Consider the following 20594-nt stretch of genomic DNA (forward strand, 5'->3'; position numbering starts at 1 on the left):
CTTGCCGGATTGCCCTTGGGGAGGCGCAAGACCTCTCAGGTCAGATGCCCGCGTACCACTGATAGCCGCGGTCTTCCCAATAGCCGCCCTTGCCCAGGCCCAGGTGATCGAAGCTCTCGATCAGCTCGATGCGCATGACGTACTTGGCCATCTTGTAGCCGAGCTGGCGCTCCAGCCGCAGGCGGATGGGCGCACCGTGCGCCACCGGCAGGGGCTGGTCGTTCATCTCATAGGCCAGGAGGGTCTGGGCGTGGCGGGCGTCGGCCAGGTCGATGGTCTCGTAGTAGTCGCCGGTCCCGTCGAGGGTCAGTTCCAGGGTGTCGGCGCAGAAGAAGGCGACATAGCGGGCCGTGGGCTTGATCCCGGCCTGCTGCAGCAGGGGCCAAAGGCGCGCGCCCTTCCACTTGGCGATAGCGCTCCAGCCCTCGACGCAGTCGTGGCGGGTGATCTGGCTGCGGGACGGCGCGGCCTTCAGGTCGGCCAGGGACAGGCTGAGCGGCCGCTCGACCAGGCCGCCGATCTCAAGCCGCCAGTTGGCGAAGCCGTCGGCGACGTGCTGCTGGTAGTCCTCATTGTCCGGATTGGTCGAGCCGTTGGCGCGGAAGTCCGGGGAGATGGCCGAGGCCGGGTATTCCCGGGCCAGGGCGTCGCGGCCCAGCAGCAGGCGCTGGAGGTGGAAGTTCACGCCCTCGGCGACGTCCAGGCTCTGGTTCGCCTTGGGCGAGGTCGCGACCTTGTCGCAGGCCGCGAGCCCGGCGGCGGGCGCGGCCAGGGCGGCGCAGAGGAGACCGCGTCGGGAGGGGCGGGTCATGGGGCGTCCCCCGTTTCGGGCGTTGGTGTCTTGGCGTCAGGCCTGTGGCCCAGGGCGTACCAGCCGGTCAGCATGGAACGCAGCTCTCGCCAGGGCCCGGCGGCGATCACCATGGCCAGGTGGACGGCGACGAAGGTGACGAGGCCGCTGGCGGCCAGGAAGTGGAAGGTCCGCGCCGATTGGCGTCCGCCGAACAGGTCGCCCAGCAGGGGCAGGCGCGCGTGCATGGCCGGCGACATGGCCAGGCCCGTCAGCAGCATGGTCGGGACCAACACCCACAGCACGGCCAGATAGGCTAGCTTCTGCAGCACGTTGTAGCCGGGCCGCCCGTGGTCGAAGCGCAGGCGCAGGTGGTCGAGGAGGCTCTGGCCAAGGCCCCTCAGCTCGTGGCGGGTCGGTAGGAGCAGGACCTTGAACCGCCGGGTGGCGATGGCGTGGACCGCATAGACCGCGCCGCTGATCACCAGCACCCAGGCGAAGGCGAAGTGCCAGCGGCGGCCGGCGCCCAGGTCCAGATAGCCCGGCAGGGTCAGCCAGGACGGCGCCGCGCGCGCCGCAAGCTGGCCGTCTGCGGTGGGCGAGGCGCCGAACACGCCGGTGGTGTCGAAGGCGAGCTTGCCGATGCGAACCTCGCCGCGCAGCTCGCCTTCCGGCGTCGTGACCGAGGCGATCTCCATGACCGGGGAGGCGAAGCGCGAGACCTCGCCCCAATAAAAGGCCGGGTGGGCGTTCAGGATCTGCAGGCCGCTGAACAGCAGGACAGCCATGGCCAGCACGCTCGCCCAGTGGGCGGCGCGGACGGCCACGGGGTGCCGATAGACCTCGCGGCCCCCCGCCTTGTCGCGTTGATCCAGGATCGCCATGACCGCTCCCCCTTACATCGGCGGGGCCGCGCCCTTCTCACCGACCGCCACCGCGCCGGTGATCTCACCACCGCCGCCCGGCTTCGGGAAGGCCACCAGGAAGACCTTGGCGCCCGTCTTGACCAGGCTGCGGTCACCGTTGGTGATCTGCACGACCGGCACCTTCGGCGGCACCACGATCTTGCGCTGGCCGGTGGAGTAGCTGACCTGCAGTTCACGGCCGCCCCTGGCGCCGGTGGTGACCTTGCCGACCGTGCCGTTGGTCATCATCGAACCCTTACGCAGGTTCCAGGCGTAGTGGCCTTCGCCGATCTTCACGCCAGGCGGGAAGACGTGAACTTCCAGCGACTTGCCGCTGCCGTCCTCCTGCGGGATCTCGGAGGTGCCGATGAAGCTGCCTTCCTTGATTTCCGAAATGGCGATGGGCTTGGTGACCTGGACGCTCCAGTCCGGCGTCAGGGTGATGGTGCGCGGCGCGCCGGACTTCGGCCGGACGGTGATCTGGCCGGCGTCGATCTTGGTGACCACGCCGCGGATCGGCTCGGGACCGGCGGCGGGCGCCGGGGCGGCGAGGACGAGGGCGGCGCCGGCCAGGGCGGCGATCGGAGGCAGCAGGCGCTTCATGGGGGTCCTCCTGGGCGCTTTCAGGCTGAAATAAATTGCGCAGAATAAAATTGTACGCAAGTGATTCCTGCGGCCGTTGCGCACCGCCGTGATTTCCCCCGCGACAAGCTGACTTGGCGTGAACTTGCGGGGGGCGTTTTCATGCGCCAACTGTGCCCATACCGAAGGTTGGAAGGCCGCCCCTGAAGCGGCCCGGACAAGGGAGCCGCCACATGAAAGTCGCCGCCGTCAAAGCCCCGGGCGGGCTGGACAAAATTGTCATCGAAGACCGCGCCCAGCCGACGGCTGGCCCCGGGCAACTGCTGGTCCGGGTGCGCGCCAGCTCCCTGAACTTCCACGACTTCGCGGTGGTCGCCGGCATGATCCAAACCGCCGACGGCCGCATCCCAATGTCGGATGGCGCCGGCGAGGTGGTGGCCGTGGGCGAGGGCGTCGTGGGCTGGAAGGTGGGCGATCATGCGCTCTCGACCTTCTTCCCGAACTGGCCGGCCGGCGGCCCGCAGCTGCAGCGCATCATCGGCGTGCCCGGCGACCATGTGGACGGTTTCGCCGCCGAGTTCGTGGCCATGCCGGCCAGCGCCTTCACCCGCCTGCCCAAGGGCTACAGCTTCGCCGAGGCCGCGACCCTGCCCTGCGCCGCGCTCACCGCCTGGCGCGCCCTGATGGTCGAAGCCCAGATCAAGCCGGGCGACATCGTGCTGACCCAAGGCACCGGCGGCGTCTCGATCTTCGCCCTGCAACTGGCCAAGGCGGCGGGCGCGACGGTGATTTCCACCTCGTCCTCCGACGCCAAGCTCGAGAAGCTGAAGACGCTCGGGGCCGATCACCTGATCAACTACAAGGACGAGCCGGAATGGGGCCGCAAGGCCGCTGACCTGACCGGCGGCCGCGGCGTCGACCTGGTGGTCGAGATCGGCGGGCCTGGCACCCTGACCCAGTCCGTCCACGCCTGCCGGATCGGCGGCCACGTCTCGCTGATCGGCGTGCTGACCGGCGTCTCGGGCGAGGTCCCGACCGCCCTGATCATGTCCAAGAACGTCGCCGTGAAGGGCGTCACCGTCGGCTCCATCCAGGACCAGGTGGAGATGGTCGCCGCCATCGAAGCCAATGGGATCAAGCCGGTGATCGATTCCAGCTTCCCGCTGGACGGCATCGCCGCCGCCTTCGCGCACCAGATCTCACAGAAGCACTTCGGCAAGATCGTCCTCGAGTTCTAAATCTGGAGCGTGATGGCCGCCGAAACCGGAATCCACCTTCGGCTATCACGCTCTAGGCATCCTAGAGGGGCGACCCCGCGTATGTGGTCCAGGCGCTGGTGAGGCGCCTGGACGACAGGGGCGCCGCCAATGGACTCATTTCCGAAGCCGCTGGAGTCCGTGGTGCTGGGCGCCGCGGGCGGGATCGGCGCAGCGATCGCTGACCGGCTGGAGGCGCTTGGGCCTGTTTGGCGGCTGAGCCGGGCAGACGGCTTGGACCTCACGAATGAGGCTTCGATCCAGGCGGCGGCCGAGACCGTGGGCGAGCCCCGCCTCGTGGTGATCGCCACCGGTCACCTGCATGGCCATGGGGTGGAGCCCGAGAAGCGGCTGGCCGACCTGTCGCCGGAGCGCCTGGCCTACAGCTTCGCGGTCAACACCATCGGCCCAGCCCTGGTCCTCAAGCATTTCGGCCCGCGTATGCCGCGCTCCGGTAAGAGTGTGATCGCCGTGCTCTCGGCCCGCGTGGGCTCCATTTCCGACAATCGCCTGGGCGGCTGGTACGGCTATCGCGCCGCCAAGGCCGCCCTGAACCAGGTGGTGCGCACGGCCTCCATCGAGCTGGCGGTTCGGCGCCCTGAGCTGGCCTGCGTGGCCTTGCATCCCGGCACGGTGGACACCGGCCTGTCTGCGCCGTTCCAGAAGGGTGTGGCGCCGGAGCGGCTGTTCACGCCAGCCGTCGCCGCCGAGCATCTGCTGCGGGTGATCGACGGCCTGACCGGCGCCGACACCGGCCGGTTCCTCGCCTGGGACGGCCAGGAGATCTCATTCTGAGCGACAGGGTCGGCGTCAGCCGCCCATCCTGTTGAGCCAGTCCTGGTTCATCTGCCAGATGGAGCGCTCCAGGGGCGACAGTCGTCCCTGCCGGGTCAGGGGCGCGGTCAGGCCGCCCCAGACCAGGTCGTTGGCCCTGATGTCCTCAGCGTGGACGAGGGCGGTCATGGCGGCGAGGCCTTCCACGATCTCTTCCGCGCCGGGGCTCGCGAGGGCGCCCTTCGGCACTAGGAGATGGATCTTCAACTTCACCCGGTCGTGCCCCAACGGGAACACCTGATACCAGGCGGCGCCGGAGGCAAAGGCCGCGATCATGAAGTGCGGGAACACCACCGCAGCCACAAGGGCCTGCTTCTGGGCGTCTGTCAGGCCCTCAATCAGCGCCGGGCCGCCGTCCTCGGCGCCTTCCACACCGGGCATGTGCAGGATCGACCAGGGGCCGTCATTGTCGGGAATCTCGGACCTGGCCGCCGGGTGGATGGGCTCGAAGGTCTGCGAATGGACGCCGATATGGTGATAGGCCTCCATGAAATTCTCTACGAGGACCTTCCAGTTCCAGCCGCTCTCGTATTCGAGCGTGCGCGCCACCACCATGTCGCCCAGGCGGTAGGGTTCGAGGTGTCGGGCGTAGGTTTCAATCTGGGGCGTCAGGGCCGCTGCCTCAGGATCCAGATTGGCCAGGACGAAACCCTCCCAGACTTCGCTGCGAAGGCGCGGCAGGGCGCAGTCCTGGGCCTCGAAGCCCGCCGCACCCTCCATCAGGGGCGCACGCACCAGCCGCCCCGCCGTGTCGTAAGCCCAGTTGTGGTAGGGGCAGGTGAAGAGCTTGCGTCGGCCGGATTCCGGGGCGAGGTCTGCGGCCCTGTGCAGGCAGATCCGCGACAGGACCCGCACCTCGCCGTCGGCTCCGCGCACCACCATCACCGGCTGGCCCATCAGATCGAGCGACAGGTAGTCCCCCGGCTCCGGAACCTGGTCGAGCCGCGCCAGCGGAATCCAAGCGCGGCGCAGGATTCGCTCGACCTCCAACTCATAGATGTCAGGCGACACATAGGCCGACGGCGGCAGGGTCCAGGCCTGTTCCAGGGGCAGGCGGGCGCGCGCGATTTCATCGGCGGTGAGGCCGGGCAGGGCGGATGTGGCTGGCGGCATGGTTCCGTCTCGCGCTCATTAATTACGAACGACTGATATAAAATAGACGGATCGCGGGTCAAGCGCTATGCGCTGGGGCATGACCATGCCCCCTGACCAGGAGAGGCCCCTGCGCCGTCCTGTGGGCCGGCCGCGCGGTGACGGCCGTCCGCACCTGACGCGGACGGTGGTGTTCCTGGCCGCGGCCCGACTGATCGCCGAGCACGGCTATGCGGGCACAAGCATCCGGATGATCGCCCGGGAGGCTGAGGCGTCGCCCGCCTCGCTGTTCAACCTGTTCGCCGGCAAGGACGAGCTCCTGAACGAGCTGATCCTCTACCTGGCTCAACCCTCCCTGGCCTTCTATGGCGACCTGGAGGCCGAAGTTGGCGCCGGCGCCGCGCCGTCGGCAGCCCTCTACCGGATGGTGTTCGAAGAGGCGCGCCTGGTGGCGTCCGTTGATCGCGCCTATGTCGCGGTCTTCCTGCTGCCGGAACTTCGACAGTCTCAGTTCGGTCCGGCGCGCGCCGCCCGGCGAGCGCTTGTCGCGCACTATCAGCGACTCATCCTCGGCGGCCTCGGTGACGGCACGCTGGTCTGCGATCAGCCGCACCTTGCCGCCGAGCAGCTGTTCCAGCTGACCGAAACGAGCCTGATCATGGATGAGACGCAGCCGCCGCTTTCGCCCGACGACCTCGCGCGGGCGACCGCGCGCTTCTGCCTCCGGGGACTGCTGGCCGACCCGGCGCGACTGGCCGATCTGGAGGCCGAAGCCGCCCAACTGAGGTCCAGCCTCATCCTTCCGCAGGTCTGATCCGTATCAGCGCCGACGCGCGACGCTGGCGCCGGGAGTTCTTCGTCACATGCCCACCCTTCGCCTGGTCCTGGGCGACCAGCTGTCCGACAACCTGTCCAGCCTGACGGACTGGGCGGCGGGTGACCTGGTGCTGATGGCCGAGGTCGCCGACGAGGCGGCCTATGTCCCGCACCACAAGCAGAAGCTGGCCATGGTGTTCGCCGCCATGCGCCGGTTCGCCGGGCGGCTGACCGCGCGGGGGATTGCGGTCCGCTATGTGCGACTGGACGACCCTGCCAATACCGGCGCCCTGACCAGTGAGGCCCTACGGGAGCTGGCCGGGGGCGGGTTCGAGCGGCTGGTGGTGACCGAGGCCGGCGAATGGCGGCTCGCTCAGGCGTTCGAGGACCTGAAGCTCACCTCGCCGGTCCCGGTGGAGGTGCGGCCCGACACCCGCTTCATCTGCAGCCGGCCGCAGTTCGAGGCCTGGGCGGAAGGGCGCTCAGAGCTTCGGATGGAGTTCTTCTATCGCGTGATGCGCAGGGCCACCGGCCTTCTGATGGACGGCGACAAGCCGGCCGGCGGCCAATGGAACTTCGACCACGAGAACCGAAAGCGCCTGCCCAAGGGCGTGCGGCCACCGGATCGGCTGGTCATTCCGCCGGCGGAGGATGTGCGCGAGGTCCTGGCGATGGTCACCGCGCGGTTCCCCGACAACTTCGGAAGCCTGGAGACCTTCGGCTGGGCGACCAGCCATGAGGAGGCCGAGCGGCTTCTCGATCACTTCATCGCCGACATCCTGCCCAGCTTCGGCGACTGGCAGGACGCCATGAAGGGCGGCGCGCCGTTCCTGTGGCACGCCCGGCTGTCAGCGGCGATCAATATCGGCCTGCTCGATGCGCTGGAGGTCTGCCGCCGGGCCGAAGCCGCCTATCGCGCAGGTCTGGTCCCCATCGCGTCGGCGGAAGGTTTCATCCGCCAGATCCTCGGCTGGCGCGAATATGTGCGCGGGGTCTACTGGCTGGCCGGGCCGGACTATCTGGCCCGCAACGCGCTCGCCGCCGACCGCCGCCTGCCGGAGTTCTACTGGAGCGCCGAGACCGAGATGGCCTGCGTCCGCGACGTGGTGACCATGACCGCGCGCCACGCCTATGCCCACCACATCCAGCGGCTGATGGTCACCGGCAACCTCGCCCTGCTGCTGGGCGTCCATCCTGACGAGGTGAACCTCTGGTACATGAGCGTCTATGTGGACGCCTTTGAATGGGTGGAGGCGCCCAACACCCACGGCATGGCCCTGTTCGCGGATGGCGGCCTGATGGCCTCCAAGCCCTATGCGGCCAGCGGCGCCTATATCAGCCGGATGAGCGACTACTGCGGGGGCTGCGCCTATGACGTGGCCCAGAAGCGCGGGGAGGGGGCCTGTCCGTTCAACCGGCTCTACTGGGCCTTCCTGATCCGCAACCGCGCGCGGCTGAAGGACAATCCGCGCCTGGCCATGCCCTATCGCACCCTGGCCAAGATGGGCGCCGACGAGGCCGAGATCCTCGCCGACGCCGAGGCGGCTCGCGTGATGCTGGGCGCGACGCTGCGGGAGGTGGACTAGGGGCCATCCTCAATGGGTCGCGCCGAGAGTGGCGTGACTTGTCCTTCTCCCCCTGCGGGAGAAGGTGGCCTGGCGGAGCCAGGTCGGATGAGGGGTCTCTCAAACCTCGCAAGATAGTGCTTAGGGAAACGGAGGATAGGGCGGTGCGACCCCTCATCCGTCAGCTTCGCTGACACCTTCTCCCGCAAGGGGAGAAGGAACCCTGCCTCGCCAATCCCGCTGGGGCCTTGGCCCTAGCCGTAGACCAGCTCCGGGGCGTCCAGGTCGATGGCCGGGAGGGTGTCCTTCTCGGCCCAGTAGTCCTGGGTGTGGCGCCATTCCGGCTTGGAGCCGGCCTTGGGCATCAGGTGCATGCTGCGCATCAGGTAGCCGGGATTGAAGTCCTCCGGATCGGTCCAGGGGCCGAGGGTCATGTCGGCGTCCTCGGGCCGCAGCGCCGGCTCGACCCGCTTCACGCCTCTCTCGTCCATGTGCCTAAGCAGGCGCGGGGCAAGTTCGCCGATCAGGTCGGCCCGCAGGGTCCAGCTGGAGCGGAAATAGCCGAACACCCACAAGAGGTTGGGCACGCCGGTGAACATCATGCCGCGATAGGTGACGGTCTGGGCGAAGTCGATGGGCGCGCCGTCCTTGCTGAACGGGATGTCGCCCAGGACGCTGAGATCAAAGCCGGTGGCGGAGACGACAATGTCGGCCTCCAGGATCTCGCCAGACTTCAGCGCGATCCCGCCCTCGGTGAAGCGCTCGATCTCGTCGGTGACCACGGAGGCCTTGCCGGCCTTGATGGCGTCGAAGAAGTCGCCATTGGGCACGAAACAGATCCGCTGGCGCCAGGGCGCGTAGCTCGGCGTGAAGTGCTTGGCGACATAGTCCTCGCCGACCAGACCGCGCAGGGCGCCTAGCAGTTCCTCCCGCACCACCTCGGGGTTCGCCTTGCGGCGCTCAGCCATCTTGGCGCCCATGGACAGGATGCTGCGGCGGACGATCTCGTGGGTCCAGGCCGGGTCGATGTCGAGCTCGCGCAGGGTCTCGGCCAGCTCGTTCTTGTTGCGGCCGGGCGTGAAATAGGTGGGCGAGCGCTGCAGCATGGTGACGTGGGCCACCTTGTCGGCGATGGCCGGAACCAGGGTCGCCGCCGTGGCGCCGGACCCGACCACCACCACCCGCTTACCCGCATAGTCGAGGTCTTCCGGCCAGGCCTGCGGATGGATGATCTGGCCCTTGAAGCTGTCCATGCCGGGCCACTGGGGCATGTAGCCCTGGTCGTGGCGGTAGTAGCCCTGGCACATCCACAGGAAGCCGGCGGTGCAGACGGAGACCTCGCCGGACTGAACGTTCTGCGTGCGGATCACCCAGTGGTTCTCGGCGCTGGACCAGTCCGCGGAGACCACCTTGGTGTGGTAGCGGATGTGTCGATCCAGGTCGTTCTCGGCGATCACCTCGCCCATGTAGCTGAGGATCTCGCCCGCCGTGGCGATGGGCGCGCCGCGCCAGGGCTTGAAGCTGTAGCCGAAGGTGTGGAGGTCGCTGTCCGAGCGGACCCCCGGATACCGGTGGGTGTGCCAGGTGCCGCCGAAGCTGTCCTTGAGCTCCAGCACGGCGAAGGTCTTCTCCGGCGCGCCGGTCTGCAGATGATAGGCGAGGCCGATGCCGGAGATACCGGCGCCGACGATGATCACGTCGAAGTGGCCGGCGTTCGCCGGGGCCTTGGAAGGCTGGGGCATGAAAAATGGCGTCCTTGAAAATCAGCAGCAGCGTGGGGCCAGTGCGCCCCGCCGGTCAATGCCGGCGGGGGATCTCCACCTGCAGGGTCTCGTAGCCCTTCACGAAGGTGGAGAAGGTGCGCTTGGGCTCCTCCAGCACCACGATGTCGGGGAAGCGCTTCAGGATCTCCTCCCAGATCACCCGCAGCTGCAGCTCGGCCAGGCGGTTGCCCACGCAGCGGTGGATGCCGAAGCCGAAGGACATGTGCTGGCGGGGGCGCTCGCGGTCGATGATGTAGGCGTCCGGATCATGGATCACCTCGCCGTCGCGATTGCCCGAGACGTACCACATGACCACCTTGTCGCCCTTTCGGATGGTCTTGCCGCCGAATTCGATGTCCTCCAGCGCTGTGCGTCGCATATGGGCGAGCGGGGTCTGCCAGCGGATGGTTTCCGACACCATCGAGGGGATCAGGTCCGGAGTCGCGCGCAGCTTGGCGTACTGGTCCGGGTTCTTGTTCAGGGCGTAGACCGAGCCGGAGATAGTGTTGCGGGTGGTGTCGTTGCCGCCGACGGTCAGCAGGATGACATTGCCGTGCACCTCCAGGATGTCCATGTCGCGGGTCTCGGGCCCGTGGGCCAGCATGGACATCAGGTCGTCGGTGGGGGCTGAGGCCTTCCGGTCCTTCCAGACCTCGGTGAAGTAGGCGAAGTACTCCATCAGCAGCTGGCGCTTGTGCTCCATGCTGTCGACCAGGCCATGGCCAGGCGTCGCGGTGACCACGTCGGACCAGTAGGTCAGCCGCCGCCGGTCCGCCTGGGGGATCCCGAAAAGGGTCGCCAGGGTCATGGCGGTGAGTTCCTTGGACACCAGGTCGACCCAGTCGAAGGACTTGCCGATCGGCAGGCTGTCCAGGATCGCGCCGGCGCGCTCGCGGATCAGGGGCTCCATCTGGGCCAGGTTGTGGGGCGAAACCGCCGGGCTGACCGTCTTGCGCTGCACGTCATGGCGGGGCGGGTCCATGGCGATGAACATCGCCCGGCGCGGCTGGTCCGGCGGAGCCTCGGTGATGCCGATGCCGGAGGCGGACGAGAACACCTGGTGGTTCGTGTCCACCGCCATGATGTCGTTGTACTTGGTGATCGACCAATAGGGGCCGTACTCGCTCTGCGGCGTGAAGTGGACCGGGTCCTCGCGGCGGAGCCTTTCGAAGTATGGCCACATGGCGTCGGCCTCGAACAGGCCGGGCTGGGCGGGGTCCAGTGTCTCCAGGGGCGTGGCGTAGGCGGCCTCGCGCGCGGCGCTGCGGAGGTCGGTGGCGGCAGAGGTCATGGCTGTTTCCGTCCCGGATTGTTTTGCGGACAGCAGACGCGCCTGAACACTGTTCGGAAAGCCCCAGCTTGCGCGGGACATCAGCCTCGTCCCAAGCTAGGGCTAGTTGCGGGTTGGTCGCCGGTTCGGCGCCGAGGGTGCTGGAGCGAAGCGTTTAGGATGGCGCCTCCCAAGAAGGGGTCCCTCGGGGCGGACCCGGCGACGATGAAGGACGTGGCCGAGGCGGCCGGCGTCTCCATGAAGACCGTCTCGCGGGTGCTGAACCGGGAGCGCTATGTCTCGGACGAGACGCGCCAGCGGGTCGAAGCGGCCATCGCCGAGTTCAACTTCCACCCCAGCGCCGCGGCCCGCACCCTGGCCGGAAAGCGCAGCCACCAGATCGCGCTGATCTACGACAACCACAGCCCCCACTACATCTACCAGATCCAGACCGGCGTCTGGACGCGGTGTGTCGAGGAGCGGGTGCGTCTGCTGGCCCAACCCTGCGACGCCGCCTCGCCTGACCTGGAGGCCGAGGTCCGAGCCCTGATCGACCAGACCCGGGTCGATGGCGTGGTCCTGTCCTCGCCGGTGACAGATGTCGCCGCGGTGCTCGAGGAGCTGGAGCTGCGCGGGGTGCCTTATGTCCGCATCTCTCCCGGCACGGAGCACGAGCGCAGCGCCTCGGTGTCCATGGACGACGCCCAGGCGGCGGACGAGATGACCATGCACCTGCTGTCTCTGGGCCACCGGCGGATCGGCTTCATCCTGGGGCACCCGAATCACGCCGCCAGCGACCTGCGGCTCTACGGCTATCGCCGGGCCCTGGACCGGGCGGGTCTGCCCTTTGAGCCGAAATATGTGCGGCCAGGCCTGTTCGACTTCGCCTCGGGCGAGGCGGCGGCCGACGCCCTGCTGGACCTGCCCAACCCGCCCACCGCCATCTTCGCCTCCAATGACGACATGGCGGCCGGCGTCATGACCGTGGCCCACCGGCGCGGCCTGTCCCTGCCCAGGGACCTGTCGATCACCGGGTTCGACGACACGCCATTGGCCAGCCAGCTTTGGCCGCCCCTGACCACGGTGCGCCAGCCCACCCGCGACCTCGCCTATGCGGCGGCGGGCCTGCTGTTCGACGCCGAGGGCGAGATCATCCACCGCCGGCTGCCGCATGAACTGGTGCTGCGCGGCTCCACCGCCCCGCCGCCCGGCTGATCCAGATCAACCCGGCCGCGCCTTGCCAAGCCGCGCGCGGCGAGCGTATGACAGCGCTGGACAGAGCCGAGCATCCGGCCCCGCCGAAGAACGGAACCCATGACCCATCTGCCTCCCGCCGCAGCCGTCCGTCCGCTCTATGAGGGGGGGCCGCAGGTCTCAGGGATCGGCTGGGGGATGTGGCGCTTCTCCGGCGACGACGTGGCCGCGGCCGAGGCCCGGGTGGTCGCCGCCCTGGACGCGGGCGTGACCCTGTTCGACACCGCCGACATTTACGGCCCCGACAACAACGAGCCCTTCGGCGCCGCTGAGGCCCTGCTGGGCCGGGTGTTCCAGCGCAATCGCGGCCTGGCCCAGCGCATGGTGATCGCCACCAAGGGCGGCATCGTCATCGGCACGCCCTATGACTCCAGCCGCGCCTACCTGAACTCGGCCATCGACGCGTCTCTGGCTCGCATGGGCGTCGAGCATGTGGCCCTGTGGCAGATCCACCGACCCGACATCCTGACCCATCCGTCGGAGATCGCCGAAGCCCTGACCGCCGCCCACAAGGCCGGCAAGATCGGCGCGATCGGCGTTTCGAACTTCACCGCCTCCCAGGTCGAGGCTCTGGCCGCCTATCTCGACCTGCCGGTGGTCTCGAACCAGATCGAGCTGTCGCCGCTGGAGATCACGCCCTTCACGAACGGTCTCACGGACCAGGCGCTGGCCCGCCGCATGACCGTCATGGCCTGGTCGCCCCTGGGCGGCGGCCGGCTGGGCGACCCCAAGGACGAGCGCGGCCTAGCCGTCGCCAAGGCTCTGGACGCCAAGGCCGCCGAGGCCGGCGTCTCGCGCGCCGCCGCCGCCTACAGCTGGATCATGGCCCATCCGTCGCGGCCGATCCCGCTGGTCGGAACCCAATCCGTCGCCCGGATCGCCGAGATCCCCGACGCCTTCAAACCCAAGTGGACCCGCGCCGACTGGTACGCGGTCCTCGTCGCTGCGATGGGAGCCCCCCTGCCATGAGCCGTCCGCCTTGCGAAGTCAGCTGGTTCTCAGCCCTGTGTGATGACGACTATGAATTCCTCGGCGTCCCTGACGCCCGGCTGAAGTCGTCGTGGGAGCATTGCCGCGACATCGTCTTGCAGGCCGAGGCCGGCGGGTTCGACAACATCCTGCTGCCGTCGGGCTATGAGCTCGGCATCGACACCACGGCCTTCTGCGCCGGCATCGCCCCGATGCTGCGCCGGATGAAGCTGCTGATGGCCACGCGCATCGGCGAAGTCTGGCCGCCGCAGCTGGCCCGCCAGATCGCCACCATCGATCAGATGCTGGGCGGCCGGCTGGTGGTGAACATCATCTCCTCCGACATGCCGGGCGAGAAGCTGGCGTCCGCGCCGCGCTACGCCCGCACGGTCGAGGTCATGCATATCCTGAAGACCCTGCTGAACGGCGAGGCCCTGGACCACGACGGCGAGTTCTACAAGCTGCAGGTCGAGCCGCCGCGCATCCGCACCGTCTCCGGCAAGGCGCCGCTGCTCTATTTCGGCGGCCTGTCCGAGGACGCCCGCGAGGCGGCGGCCAAGGGCTGCGACGTCTTCCTCATGTGGCCGGACCGCAAGGAGACCATCGCCGAGATCATGGCCGACATGGACAAGCGCGCCGCCAAATATGGCCGCAAGCTGCGCTACGGCTATCGCGCCCACGTGGTGGTGCGCGAGACCGAGGCCGAGGCCCGCACGGCCGCTGATCGCCTGCTGTCCAAGCTGGACGCTGACACCGGCGCCGCCATCCGCGCCAAGTCGCTGGATAGCACCTCCGTGGGCGTCCAGGCCCAGGCCGCCCTGCGCGAGAGCGCCAAGGACGACGGCTATGCCGAGCCCTTCCTGTGGACCGGCGTCGGTCGGGCCCGCTCCGGCTGCGGCGCGGCCATCGTCGGCGATCCCGACCAGGTGCTGGGCAAGCTGAACGACTACCGCGACATGGGCATCGAGGCCTTCATCCTGTCGGGCTATCCGCACGCGGCCGAGGCGGACCTGTTCGCCCGCCATGTGCTGCCGAACCTGGAGCACGGCCCGCTCGTCTGAGCGGCCTGAGCCTTTAGAGAGCGCGCGACGCCCGCCCCGACCAGGGGCGGGCGTTCTGCTTTAGTGGCCTACCTGCACGGGGGCCTGGCCGCCCCGGCTTTCGATGCGCGGCAGCCACAGCTGGATCCAGCCCAACGCCAGCAGGTAGGAGGCGCCGGCGAACAGGAACAGCGGGCTGTAGCCCAGGCCGGCGGTCAGGATCATCCCCGCCGCCTTGACGATCAGCATGCCGCCGATGTTGCCGCAGAAGGCGCCGACGCTGGTGACGCGCCCGATCTTGGCCGGGTCCGTGACGTCGGCGATCAGGGCGAACAGGTTGGTGGAGAAGCCCTGGTGGGCGGCCAGGACGATGGCCAGGACGGCCGCGGCCTCCCACGGGGTCTTGGCGAACAGGGCCAGCGGCAGGACTAGCACCATCAGGCCGCTGACCAGCATGGCGCCCTTGCGCGCCCGGTCGACGGAGACCCCGCGGGCCAGGAGACGGGTGGCGACCGTGCCGCTGATCAGGGCGCCTGCCGCGGCGCCGGCATAGGCGAGCGCGATAGGCGGGCCGATGGAGACGCCTGACAGACCGAACTGCCGGTTCAGGAAATCCGGCATCCAGAACAGCATCAGCCACCAGGTGGCGTCGCTCAGCACCTTGGCGCCGGCGATGGCCCAGGTGGCGCGGTCCTTGAGGATCGAAGGGGCGGGGCCAGACGGCGCGGCCTCCACGGGCTCAGGCGCCTGTTCAGCCACAGGCAGGCCCTTGCGGGTGACCAGCAGCCAGAGCCCGGTCCAGACCACCCCGGCCAGGCCGGCGGCGACAAAGGTCCCGCGCCAGCCGAAGGGAATGGCGATCAGGGGGATCAAGATCGGCGCGGCGACCGCGCCCAGGCTGTTGACCGCATTGATGATCCCGAACCCGGCCGAGCGCAGGTTGGCCGGCAGGATGGTGGCCACCGTCTTGATCATGGTGGGCGTGCCCATGGATTCGGTGGCGCCCAGGGCGACGCGGCAGATCGTGAACTGGCCCAAGGTCCGGGCGAAGCCATGGAACACGGCGGACACACTCCAGGCGAAAACCCCAAGGGCGTTGGCCCAGCGCACGCCGATGCGATCCACCAGGGGACCGGAGATCAGCAGGCCCACGGCCATCGCCCCCTGGAACCAGGCGCCCAGGGTGCCATAGTCATCGGCGGTCCAGTTAAGCTCTTGGGAAATCTCGGGTTTCAGCACCGAAATGATCTGGCGATCCACCAGATTGAGGATCCCGGCCACGGTCAAGAGACCGAACAGGACCCAAGCCCCAAACCTGCTCTGCTTCATCCCTAGTGTTCCGATAGGTGTTTTATGATAGACGCAGCCAACCATAATTTCGGCTTGAAGTCGCGCCCGCGTCCTGAGAATGCTCACAATAAGTCAGCGCTGTCATATTAATTGCGGGGAGGGGTCATGAGCGACACGGTTCGCTACGGCCTGGTTGGGTCCGGGATGATGGGGGTGGAGCATATCCACAACCTCGCGGTCACGCCGGGCGCGGTCGTGACCGCCATCGCTGACCCCGTGGAGCGGTCGCGCGGCTGGGCCCGCAAGGCCCTGGGCGCCGACGCCAAGGTGGCCGAGTTCGAGGATGGCGCGGCCCTGGCCAAGAGCGGCCTGGTGGACGCGGTCATCGTCTCCAGCCCCAACTACACCCACCGCAAGGTGCTCGAGCCCCTGTTCGAGGCCGGCCTGCCGATCCTGTGCGAAAAGCCGCTGGCCACCACCATCGAGGACGCCAAGTGGGTGGTGGAGCAGGCCGAGAAGTCCAAGGCCCCGTTCTGGACGGCTATGGAATACCGCTACATGCCGCCGGCCGAGGCCTTCATCGCCGACCTCCGCGCCGGCAAGATCGGCAAGCTGCAGATGCTGTCGATCCGCGAGCACCGGTTCCCCTTCTTGGAAAAGGTCGGTGACTGGAACCGCTTCTCGCGCAACACCGGCGGCACCATGGTCGAAAAGTGCTGCCATTTCTTTGACTTGATGCGGCTGATCGTCGAGTCCGAGGCGGTGCGCGTCTACTGCTCCGGCGCGATGGACGTGAACCATCAGGACGAGCGCTATGACGGACAGAAGCCGGACATCATCGACAACAGCTACACGGTCGTGGACTTCGCCAACGGCGTCCGGGCCATGCTGGACCTGTGCATGTTCGCCGACGGGGCGGAGAACCAGGAAGAGATCACCGCCGTGGGCGACAAGGCCCGGCTGGACGTCCTGATCCCCACCGGCGACCTCGTGCTGTCGCCGCGGGTGGGGTTCATGAACCCCAAGCAGGTGAGCCGCCGCAATATCGCGGTGGACGAGACGGCGTTGAAGGCCGGCAGCCACCATGGCTCGACCTTCTACGAGCACCAGAAGTTCAACGCCGCGGTGCGTGGCGTGGGGCCGGTCGAGGTGACCGCGCGCGATGGCCTGATGGCCGTGGCGATCGGGACCGCGGCGGAGATCAGCGCGCGGGAGAGGCGCGTTGTGGAGTTGTCGGAACTTGGGTTGTGACCGGGGGGCTTTTCCAAGCCTGACCGCGTCACCATGTGACAGCGCTAGACATAAACATCCGCCAGGAGGCGGAGGGGGAAATACAATGATCAAGACTATTCTAGTCGCCAGTGCGAGCCTCGCCGCCCTGGCCTCCGCGCCCCAGGCCTGGGCCGCGGAAGCAGCCAATGAAATCAGTGAAGTCGTCGTCACCGCCCAGAAGCGGGAACAGAAGCTGCAGGACGTGCCGCTGGCTGTCTCCGTGGTCTCCGGCGACGCCGTGGCCGCCAAGGGTGCCGTGAACCTCGAGGGCGCTCAGTACCTCGTGCCGACCCTGAACTTCCGCAAGTCGGGCACCACCATCAACCAGTCCCTGTTCCTGCGGGGCGTGGGCACCTCGACCTTCTCCATCGCCGGCGAGCCCTCGATCTCCACCGTGGTGGACGGCGTGGTCTACAGCCGCGCGGGCGAAGCCTTCAGCGACCTGATCGACATCGATCGGCTCGAAGTGCTGCGGGGCCCGCAAGGCACCCTGTTCGGCAAGAACACCTCGGCTGGCGTGATCAACATCGTCACCAAGCGGCCGGGCGACGACTTCGGCGGCTATGTCGAAGGCAGCTACTTCTCGGGCGGCGACGAGTACCGGATCCGCGGCGCCGTGGACGTGCCGTTCTCGGACAAGGTCAAGGGCCGCTTCACGGCCTTCTATGGCAACTATGACGGCAACATTCACAACCGCGCCACCGGCGACCGGGTGAACGGCTACGAGCACTGGGGCGTTCGCGGCGTGATCGTCGCCGATCCCACCGATGACCTGTCGCTGACCTTCATCGCCGACTACCGCAAGAGCGATGACGACTGCTGCGCCGAAGTGATCGGCACCCTGCCGACCAACCTGGCCGCCGGCGCCCTGCCGACCCCGCGCGCCGACAAGTCGCGCGATATCCGCCAGGACCTGGTCACCGCCACCAAGGAAGAGAGCAAGGGGATCTCCCTGCAGGCCGACTGGTCGGTCGCGGGCCAGACCCTGACCTACATCGGGTCGTATCGCGAATACGACAACACCGAGATCCGTGACGGCGACTGGCTTGCCCAGGCCTATGTGGGCCTGAACCAACTGCACGACATCGGCCCGCAGACCGGTGAGACCCAGACCCACGAGCTGCGCCTGACCTCGCCGTCCGGCCAGTTCTTCACCTACGTGGCCGGCCTCTACTACTCCAAGGCCGACAGCGAGCGGATCTTCACCCGCAACGACCTGGTCTGCACCGTCACCCCGACGCCGACCGTGCTTACGCCCTGCACCACTGCGGGCGCGGTGATCACCCGGCCGACCGGCACCGCCGACTTCGGTTCGACCTTCAAGAACTTCGCGGCCTTCGGCCAGGGCGAACTGAACCTGTCTGACCGGCTCCGCGTGCTCGTGGGCCTGCGCTACACCAACGACGACCTGTCGGTGTTCCACCAGCGCGTGACCGCCCTGACCGGCCCGGGCATCCAGCCCAGCTTCGGTCCGTTCAACGCCAGCACCTCGAACGACAATGTCTCGGGTCGCCTCGGCGTGCAGTACGACGTGTCGTCGGACGTGAAGGCCTACGCCACCTACGCCCGCGGCTATAAGGGCCCGGCCTACAACATCTTCTACAACCTGACCGCCACCGGCACGAACGTCATCGAGGCCGAGACCGCGGACAGCTACGAGCTGGGCCTGAAGAACACCCTGCTCGACGGCCGGATGACCCTGAACCTGGCGGCCTACTACGCCAAGTACGAGAACTTCCAGGCCAACAACCCCGACATCGTGGCGGGCGTCCTGGTGACCCGCTTCACCAACGCCGGCACGGTTTCGACCCGTGGCGCCGAGCTGGACATGGCCTTCCGTCCGATGGCCGACCTGAACATCTCCGGCGGCCTGGCCTACACCGACGCCAAGATCGACCAGTTCAAGCTGCCGACCAACGGCGTGATCACCGGCGTGGTCCCCTCGGGCACCAGCCTGCCGTACGCGCCGAAGTGGAAGGGCTCGCTGGGCGCCGATTACCGTTGGCGGACCGGTGGCGCGTTTGACTGGACCCTGGGCGTCCAGGGCTCCTACCAGACCAAGCAGATCAGCCAGCTCGACGCCTCGGCGGCTATCCGTCAGGCCACCACCATCAAGGGCTACGGCATCGTCGATCTGACCTTCGGCATGATCGAGGCCAACGACAAGTACCGCGTCCTCGTGCAGGTGAAGAACCTGTTCGACGAAAGCTTCGCCTCCGCCATCACCAGCGGCGGCCCGGGCGGCAGCTACCGGTACATCATCCCGCGTGAAGCCGACCGCTACTACGGCGTCACCCTGCGGGCGAACTTCTAAGTCCGACCGCAAGGTCCAAGTCTAGAACGGGGCGCCGGTCCGAGCAGGGCCGGCGCCCTTTCTTTCGCGGGCCATCCGCTGGGCGGCGACAAGGTAAGGCGTCTGGACGTCCGGATAGATGGCGATCACCGCCTGCATGACCTGATTGATGTCTTCCCTGGTTCCGTAGTTGGCCATGGTCCAGTCGACCAGGGTCTGGGGCGTGTTGAACGACAGGTCCGAGGACTCCTTCAGGAACGCCTCGCCGCCGATGGCGCTCAGAGCCATCTGCCGGCCCATGGCCTCGCCGGCCTTCTTGCCCAGGAAGCCGCCGACGAGGGGGACATTCTCCATCGCCTTCTGGCCCAGATAGTTGCCGGCCATGGAGCCGATCTGGCCGGCGGCCTTCACCTGCAGCGACTTGGTGATCCAGCCGGCCGTGACCCCGTCCGAGGTGAAGGGCGACATGTAGAGGCCGGTCACGCCTTCGATGACGCCGGACGCGGTCGGCGCGGCCGCGGCCGGGCTCGCCGCCGGCGCTGCAGCTGAGGTCGAACGTTGGGCGGGCGCGGCCGCTGCGAACAGGGCCAGCCCCACAGGCGCGGCCGCTGGCGCGGGCTTGGCGGCCGGCGCGGACTTGCCCGACGCCATGAGCCCCGCGAGGCCAAGGCTCGCCATGCCGGCTGTGGACGAGGCCGCGGGCTTGGCGGCTTCGACCTTCGCAGGCGTTGGTGTGGGTGCAGCCACCGCGACCGCCTTTGGCGCGGGCGCGGGGGCCACCGCTACGGCCTTCGCCGGCGCCGGGGCCGAAGCCGAGGCAGGTGTGGGCGGCGCAGGGGCCGCAACCTTCGCGGTGGCGATGGGCGCTGGTGTGGGAGCCGCGCCACCCGGCGCCGCCGGCAGGGTTTCGATCAGGTCATAGCCCCAAAGGATATCGGCCCGCGCCACCACCTTGCGGGCTTCGCGAGCGCCATCGGCGGCGATCATCTCGCCCAGCCCATCCGGACGGGGGAGGAAGTTGCGGCCTGTCGGGCCCTCGCCCTGGGTCGAGACCTGGCCGAGCCAACGGGAGCCGTCGGCGAAGGTGATGATCCCGACGCCAGAGGCCATGCACCAGGGGCCGCTGTCGCCGCGATAGCCGATGATGCTGTGGTTCTCGCCCGGCCGGCCCTTGCCGCGCTTGGCCCGCACCTCCAGGGCGACGGTCCCTGCCGGGGTGTCCTTGTCGCAGCCCTTCTGAAGGGCGCCGGCGGAGGATCCGTCGGCCATGATCGCCAGGCTGCGGTCCGGCGTGAAGGATGAGCTCAGCAGCCGGGCCCGCCATTCGCTGATCTTGGCCCGGTCGGCCGCATAGGGGTCAACCGGCGGCGGAGGCGGGGCCACGACAACCGGCGCCTTCGGAGCCGCCTTCCGACGTTGGGCCGCATCCGCGTCGTGGGGGACAGCAACCACCGCCATCACCCCTAAAACAGCCAAGCTTACTTGCGCCGTGACCTTGGCGCTGCGCTTCGCAAATCTCGCCATGACCTTGTCCCCCTACGCGCCCGTACTTCAGGCATGTTGCACCGGCGCCGGTTTCGACGCTGAACTTGGGCCCGCGAAA

General features: G+C 68.3%; 17 protein-coding genes. 9 read left to right on the top strand and 8 right to left on the bottom strand.

Features of this window, described 5'->3' with window-relative positions:
- Positions 1–40: 40 nt before the first annotated feature.
- From ACFQ27_RS00410 to ACFQ27_RS00420, 3 genes are read right to left on the bottom strand one after another with little or no spacing between them, the layout of a single operon-like run.
- Positions 41–811 (bottom strand): molybdopterin-binding protein, encoded by a 771-nt coding sequence (locus tag ACFQ27_RS00410; RefSeq protein ID WP_377351965.1) that lies wholly within the window; start codon positions 809–811, stop codon positions 41–43.
- Positions 808–1674: a cytochrome b/b6 domain-containing protein gene (locus ACFQ27_RS00415; protein ID WP_377351966.1), complete on the bottom strand. Its 867-nt coding sequence runs from the start codon at positions 1672–1674 to the stop codon at positions 808–810. Before ACFQ27_RS00415 ends, ACFQ27_RS00410 begins: the two co-directional genes overlap by 4 nt.
- Before the next feature lie 12 nt (positions 1675–1686).
- On the bottom strand, positions 1687–2298 hold the full coding sequence (locus ACFQ27_RS00420) for a hypothetical protein (protein WP_377351967.1): 612 nt from the start codon (positions 2296–2298) through the stop codon (positions 1687–1689).
- Between the two features lie 212 nt (positions 2299–2510).
- Here ACFQ27_RS00420 and ACFQ27_RS00425 point away from each other — a divergent pair, with 212 nt between their 5' ends.
- Together ACFQ27_RS00425 and ACFQ27_RS00430 are read left to right on the top strand one after the other, a co-directional pair.
- Positions 2511–3515 (top strand): zinc-dependent alcohol dehydrogenase family protein, encoded by a 1005-nt coding sequence (locus tag ACFQ27_RS00425; RefSeq protein ID WP_377351968.1) that lies wholly within the window; start codon positions 2511–2513, stop codon positions 3513–3515.
- 129 nt (positions 3516–3644) lie between these two features.
- Positions 3645–4328, top strand: a complete 684-nt coding sequence (locus ACFQ27_RS00430) for an SDR family NAD(P)-dependent oxidoreductase (protein WP_377351969.1) — start codon at positions 3645–3647, stop codon at positions 4326–4328.
- 15 nt (positions 4329–4343) lie between these two features.
- On the opposite strand, the gene ACFQ27_RS00435 is transcribed toward ACFQ27_RS00430, so the two are convergent.
- A complete protein-coding gene (locus tag ACFQ27_RS00435; RefSeq protein ID WP_374345625.1) occupies positions 4344–5480 on the bottom strand; it encodes an aromatic ring-hydroxylating oxygenase subunit alpha in 1137 nt (378 codons plus the stop codon).
- A 67-nt stretch (positions 5481–5547) separates the two neighbouring features.
- On the opposite strand from ACFQ27_RS00435, the gene ACFQ27_RS00440 reads away from it, so the two are divergent.
- Positions 5548–6273, top strand: a complete 726-nt coding sequence (locus tag ACFQ27_RS00440) for a TetR/AcrR family transcriptional regulator (RefSeq protein ID WP_377351970.1) — start codon at positions 5548–5550, stop codon at positions 6271–6273.
- A 49-nt stretch (positions 6274–6322) separates the two neighbouring features.
- Complete coding sequence (locus tag ACFQ27_RS00445) at positions 6323–7861, top strand: cryptochrome/photolyase family protein (protein WP_377351971.1); 1539 nt, start codon at positions 6323–6325, stop codon at positions 7859–7861.
- Between the two features lie 233 nt (positions 7862–8094).
- Here the strand turns inward: ACFQ27_RS00445 and ACFQ27_RS00450 are convergent, their stop codons facing one another.
- Together ACFQ27_RS00450 and ACFQ27_RS00455 are read right to left on the bottom strand one after the other, a co-directional pair.
- A complete protein-coding gene (locus tag ACFQ27_RS00450; protein ID WP_377351972.1) occupies positions 8095–9582 on the bottom strand; it encodes a flavin-containing monooxygenase in 1488 nt (495 codons plus the stop codon).
- Positions 9583–9637: 55 nt separating this feature from the next.
- A complete protein-coding gene (locus ACFQ27_RS00455) occupies positions 9638–10894 on the bottom strand; it encodes a cytochrome P450 (RefSeq protein WP_377351973.1) in 1257 nt (418 codons plus the stop codon).
- 159 nt (positions 10895–11053) lie between these two features.
- Between ACFQ27_RS00455 and ACFQ27_RS00460 the strand changes: the two genes are divergently transcribed.
- From ACFQ27_RS00460 to ACFQ27_RS00470, 3 genes are all read left to right on the top strand, one after another.
- Positions 11054–12088, top strand: coding sequence for a LacI family DNA-binding transcriptional regulator (locus ACFQ27_RS00460; RefSeq protein WP_377351974.1), 1035 nt, complete (start codon positions 11054–11056; stop codon positions 12086–12088).
- A gap of 99 nt (positions 12089–12187) precedes the next feature.
- Positions 12188–13096 carry an aldo/keto reductase gene (locus ACFQ27_RS00465; RefSeq protein ID WP_374345617.1) on the top strand — a complete coding sequence of 303 codons (909 nt, stop codon included), beginning with the start codon at positions 12188–12190 and terminating at the stop codon, positions 13094–13096.
- Complete coding sequence (locus ACFQ27_RS00470; protein ID WP_374345616.1) at positions 13093–14157, top strand: LLM class flavin-dependent oxidoreductase; 1065 nt, start codon at positions 13093–13095, stop codon at positions 14155–14157. The genes ACFQ27_RS00465 and ACFQ27_RS00470 overlap by 4 nt, the downstream gene beginning before the upstream one ends.
- 60 nt (positions 14158–14217) lie before the next feature.
- Here the strand turns inward: ACFQ27_RS00470 and ACFQ27_RS00475 are convergent, their stop codons facing one another.
- Entirely contained in the window at positions 14218–15465 is a 1248-nt protein-coding gene (locus ACFQ27_RS00475) for an MFS transporter (protein ID WP_374345615.1), read from the bottom strand.
- 126 nt (positions 15466–15591) lie between these two features.
- Between ACFQ27_RS00475 and ACFQ27_RS00480 the strand changes: the two genes are divergently transcribed.
- Positions 15592–16677 carry a Gfo/Idh/MocA family protein gene (locus ACFQ27_RS00480; RefSeq protein WP_374345614.1) on the top strand — a complete coding sequence of 362 codons (1086 nt, stop codon included), beginning with the start codon at positions 15592–15594 and terminating at the stop codon, positions 16675–16677.
- Positions 16678–16762: 85 nt separating this feature from the next.
- Positions 16763–19012, top strand: coding sequence for a TonB-dependent receptor (locus ACFQ27_RS00485; protein ID WP_374345613.1), 2250 nt, complete (start codon positions 16763–16765; stop codon positions 19010–19012).
- 21 nt (positions 19013–19033) lie between these two features.
- Here ACFQ27_RS00485 and ACFQ27_RS00490 read toward each other — a convergent pair whose 3' ends face one another.
- Positions 19034–20515, bottom strand: coding sequence for a hypothetical protein (locus tag ACFQ27_RS00490; protein WP_377351975.1), 1482 nt, complete (start codon positions 20513–20515; stop codon positions 19034–19036).
- Between the last annotated feature and the right edge of the window lie 79 nt (positions 20516–20594).

Source organism: Phenylobacterium conjunctum (assembly GCF_042679085.1).
Taxonomy (GTDB): Bacteria; Pseudomonadota; Alphaproteobacteria; order Caulobacterales; family Caulobacteraceae; genus Phenylobacterium; species Phenylobacterium conjunctum.

Bases quoted from the DNA above. Each gene is read 5' to 3' on its own strand.
- ACFQ27_RS00465 (WP_374345617.1), top strand. From the start codon at position 12,188: ATGACCCATCTGCCTCCCGCCGCAGCCGTCCGTCCGCTCTATGAGGGG.
- ACFQ27_RS00470 (WP_374345616.1), top strand. From the start codon at position 13,093: ATGAGCCGTCCGCCTTGCGAAGTCAGCTGGTTCTCAGCCCTGTGTGAT.
- ACFQ27_RS00475 (WP_374345615.1), bottom strand. From the start codon at position 15,465: ATGAAGCAGAGCAGGTTTGGGGCTTGGGTCCTGTTCGGTCTCTTGACC.
- ACFQ27_RS00435 (WP_374345625.1), bottom strand. From the start codon at position 5,480: ATGCCGCCAGCCACATCCGCCCTGCCCGGCCTCACCGCCGATGAAATC.
- ACFQ27_RS00485 (WP_374345613.1), top strand. From the start codon at position 16,763: ATGATCAAGACTATTCTAGTCGCCAGTGCGAGCCTCGCCGCCCTGGCC.
- ACFQ27_RS00420 (WP_377351967.1), bottom strand. From the start codon at position 2,298: ATGAAGCGCCTGCTGCCTCCGATCGCCGCCCTGGCCGGCGCCGCCCTC.
- ACFQ27_RS00480 (WP_374345614.1), top strand. From the start codon at position 15,592: ATGAGCGACACGGTTCGCTACGGCCTGGTTGGGTCCGGGATGATGGGG.
- ACFQ27_RS00430 (WP_377351969.1), top strand. From the start codon at position 3,645: ATGGACTCATTTCCGAAGCCGCTGGAGTCCGTGGTGCTGGGCGCCGCG.
- ACFQ27_RS00425 (WP_377351968.1), top strand. From the start codon at position 2,511: ATGAAAGTCGCCGCCGTCAAAGCCCCGGGCGGGCTGGACAAAATTGTC.
- ACFQ27_RS00440 (WP_377351970.1), top strand. From the start codon at position 5,548: ATGCGCTGGGGCATGACCATGCCCCCTGACCAGGAGAGGCCCCTGCGC.
- ACFQ27_RS00410 (WP_377351965.1), bottom strand. From the start codon at position 811: ATGACCCGCCCCTCCCGACGCGGTCTCCTCTGCGCCGCCCTGGCCGCG.
- ACFQ27_RS00455 (WP_377351973.1), bottom strand. From the start codon at position 10,894: ATGACCTCTGCCGCCACCGACCTCCGCAGCGCCGCGCGCGAGGCCGCC.
- ACFQ27_RS00415 (WP_377351966.1), bottom strand. From the start codon at position 1,674: ATGGCGATCCTGGATCAACGCGACAAGGCGGGGGGCCGCGAGGTCTAT.
- ACFQ27_RS00445 (WP_377351971.1), top strand. From the start codon at position 6,323: ATGCCCACCCTTCGCCTGGTCCTGGGCGACCAGCTGTCCGACAACCTG.
- ACFQ27_RS00450 (WP_377351972.1), bottom strand. From the start codon at position 9,582: ATGCCCCAGCCTTCCAAGGCCCCGGCGAACGCCGGCCACTTCGACGTG.
- ACFQ27_RS00490 (WP_377351975.1), bottom strand. From the start codon at position 20,515: ATGGCGAGATTTGCGAAGCGCAGCGCCAAGGTCACGGCGCAAGTAAGC.
- ACFQ27_RS00460 (WP_377351974.1), top strand. From the start codon at position 11,054: ATGGCGCCTCCCAAGAAGGGGTCCCTCGGGGCGGACCCGGCGACGATG.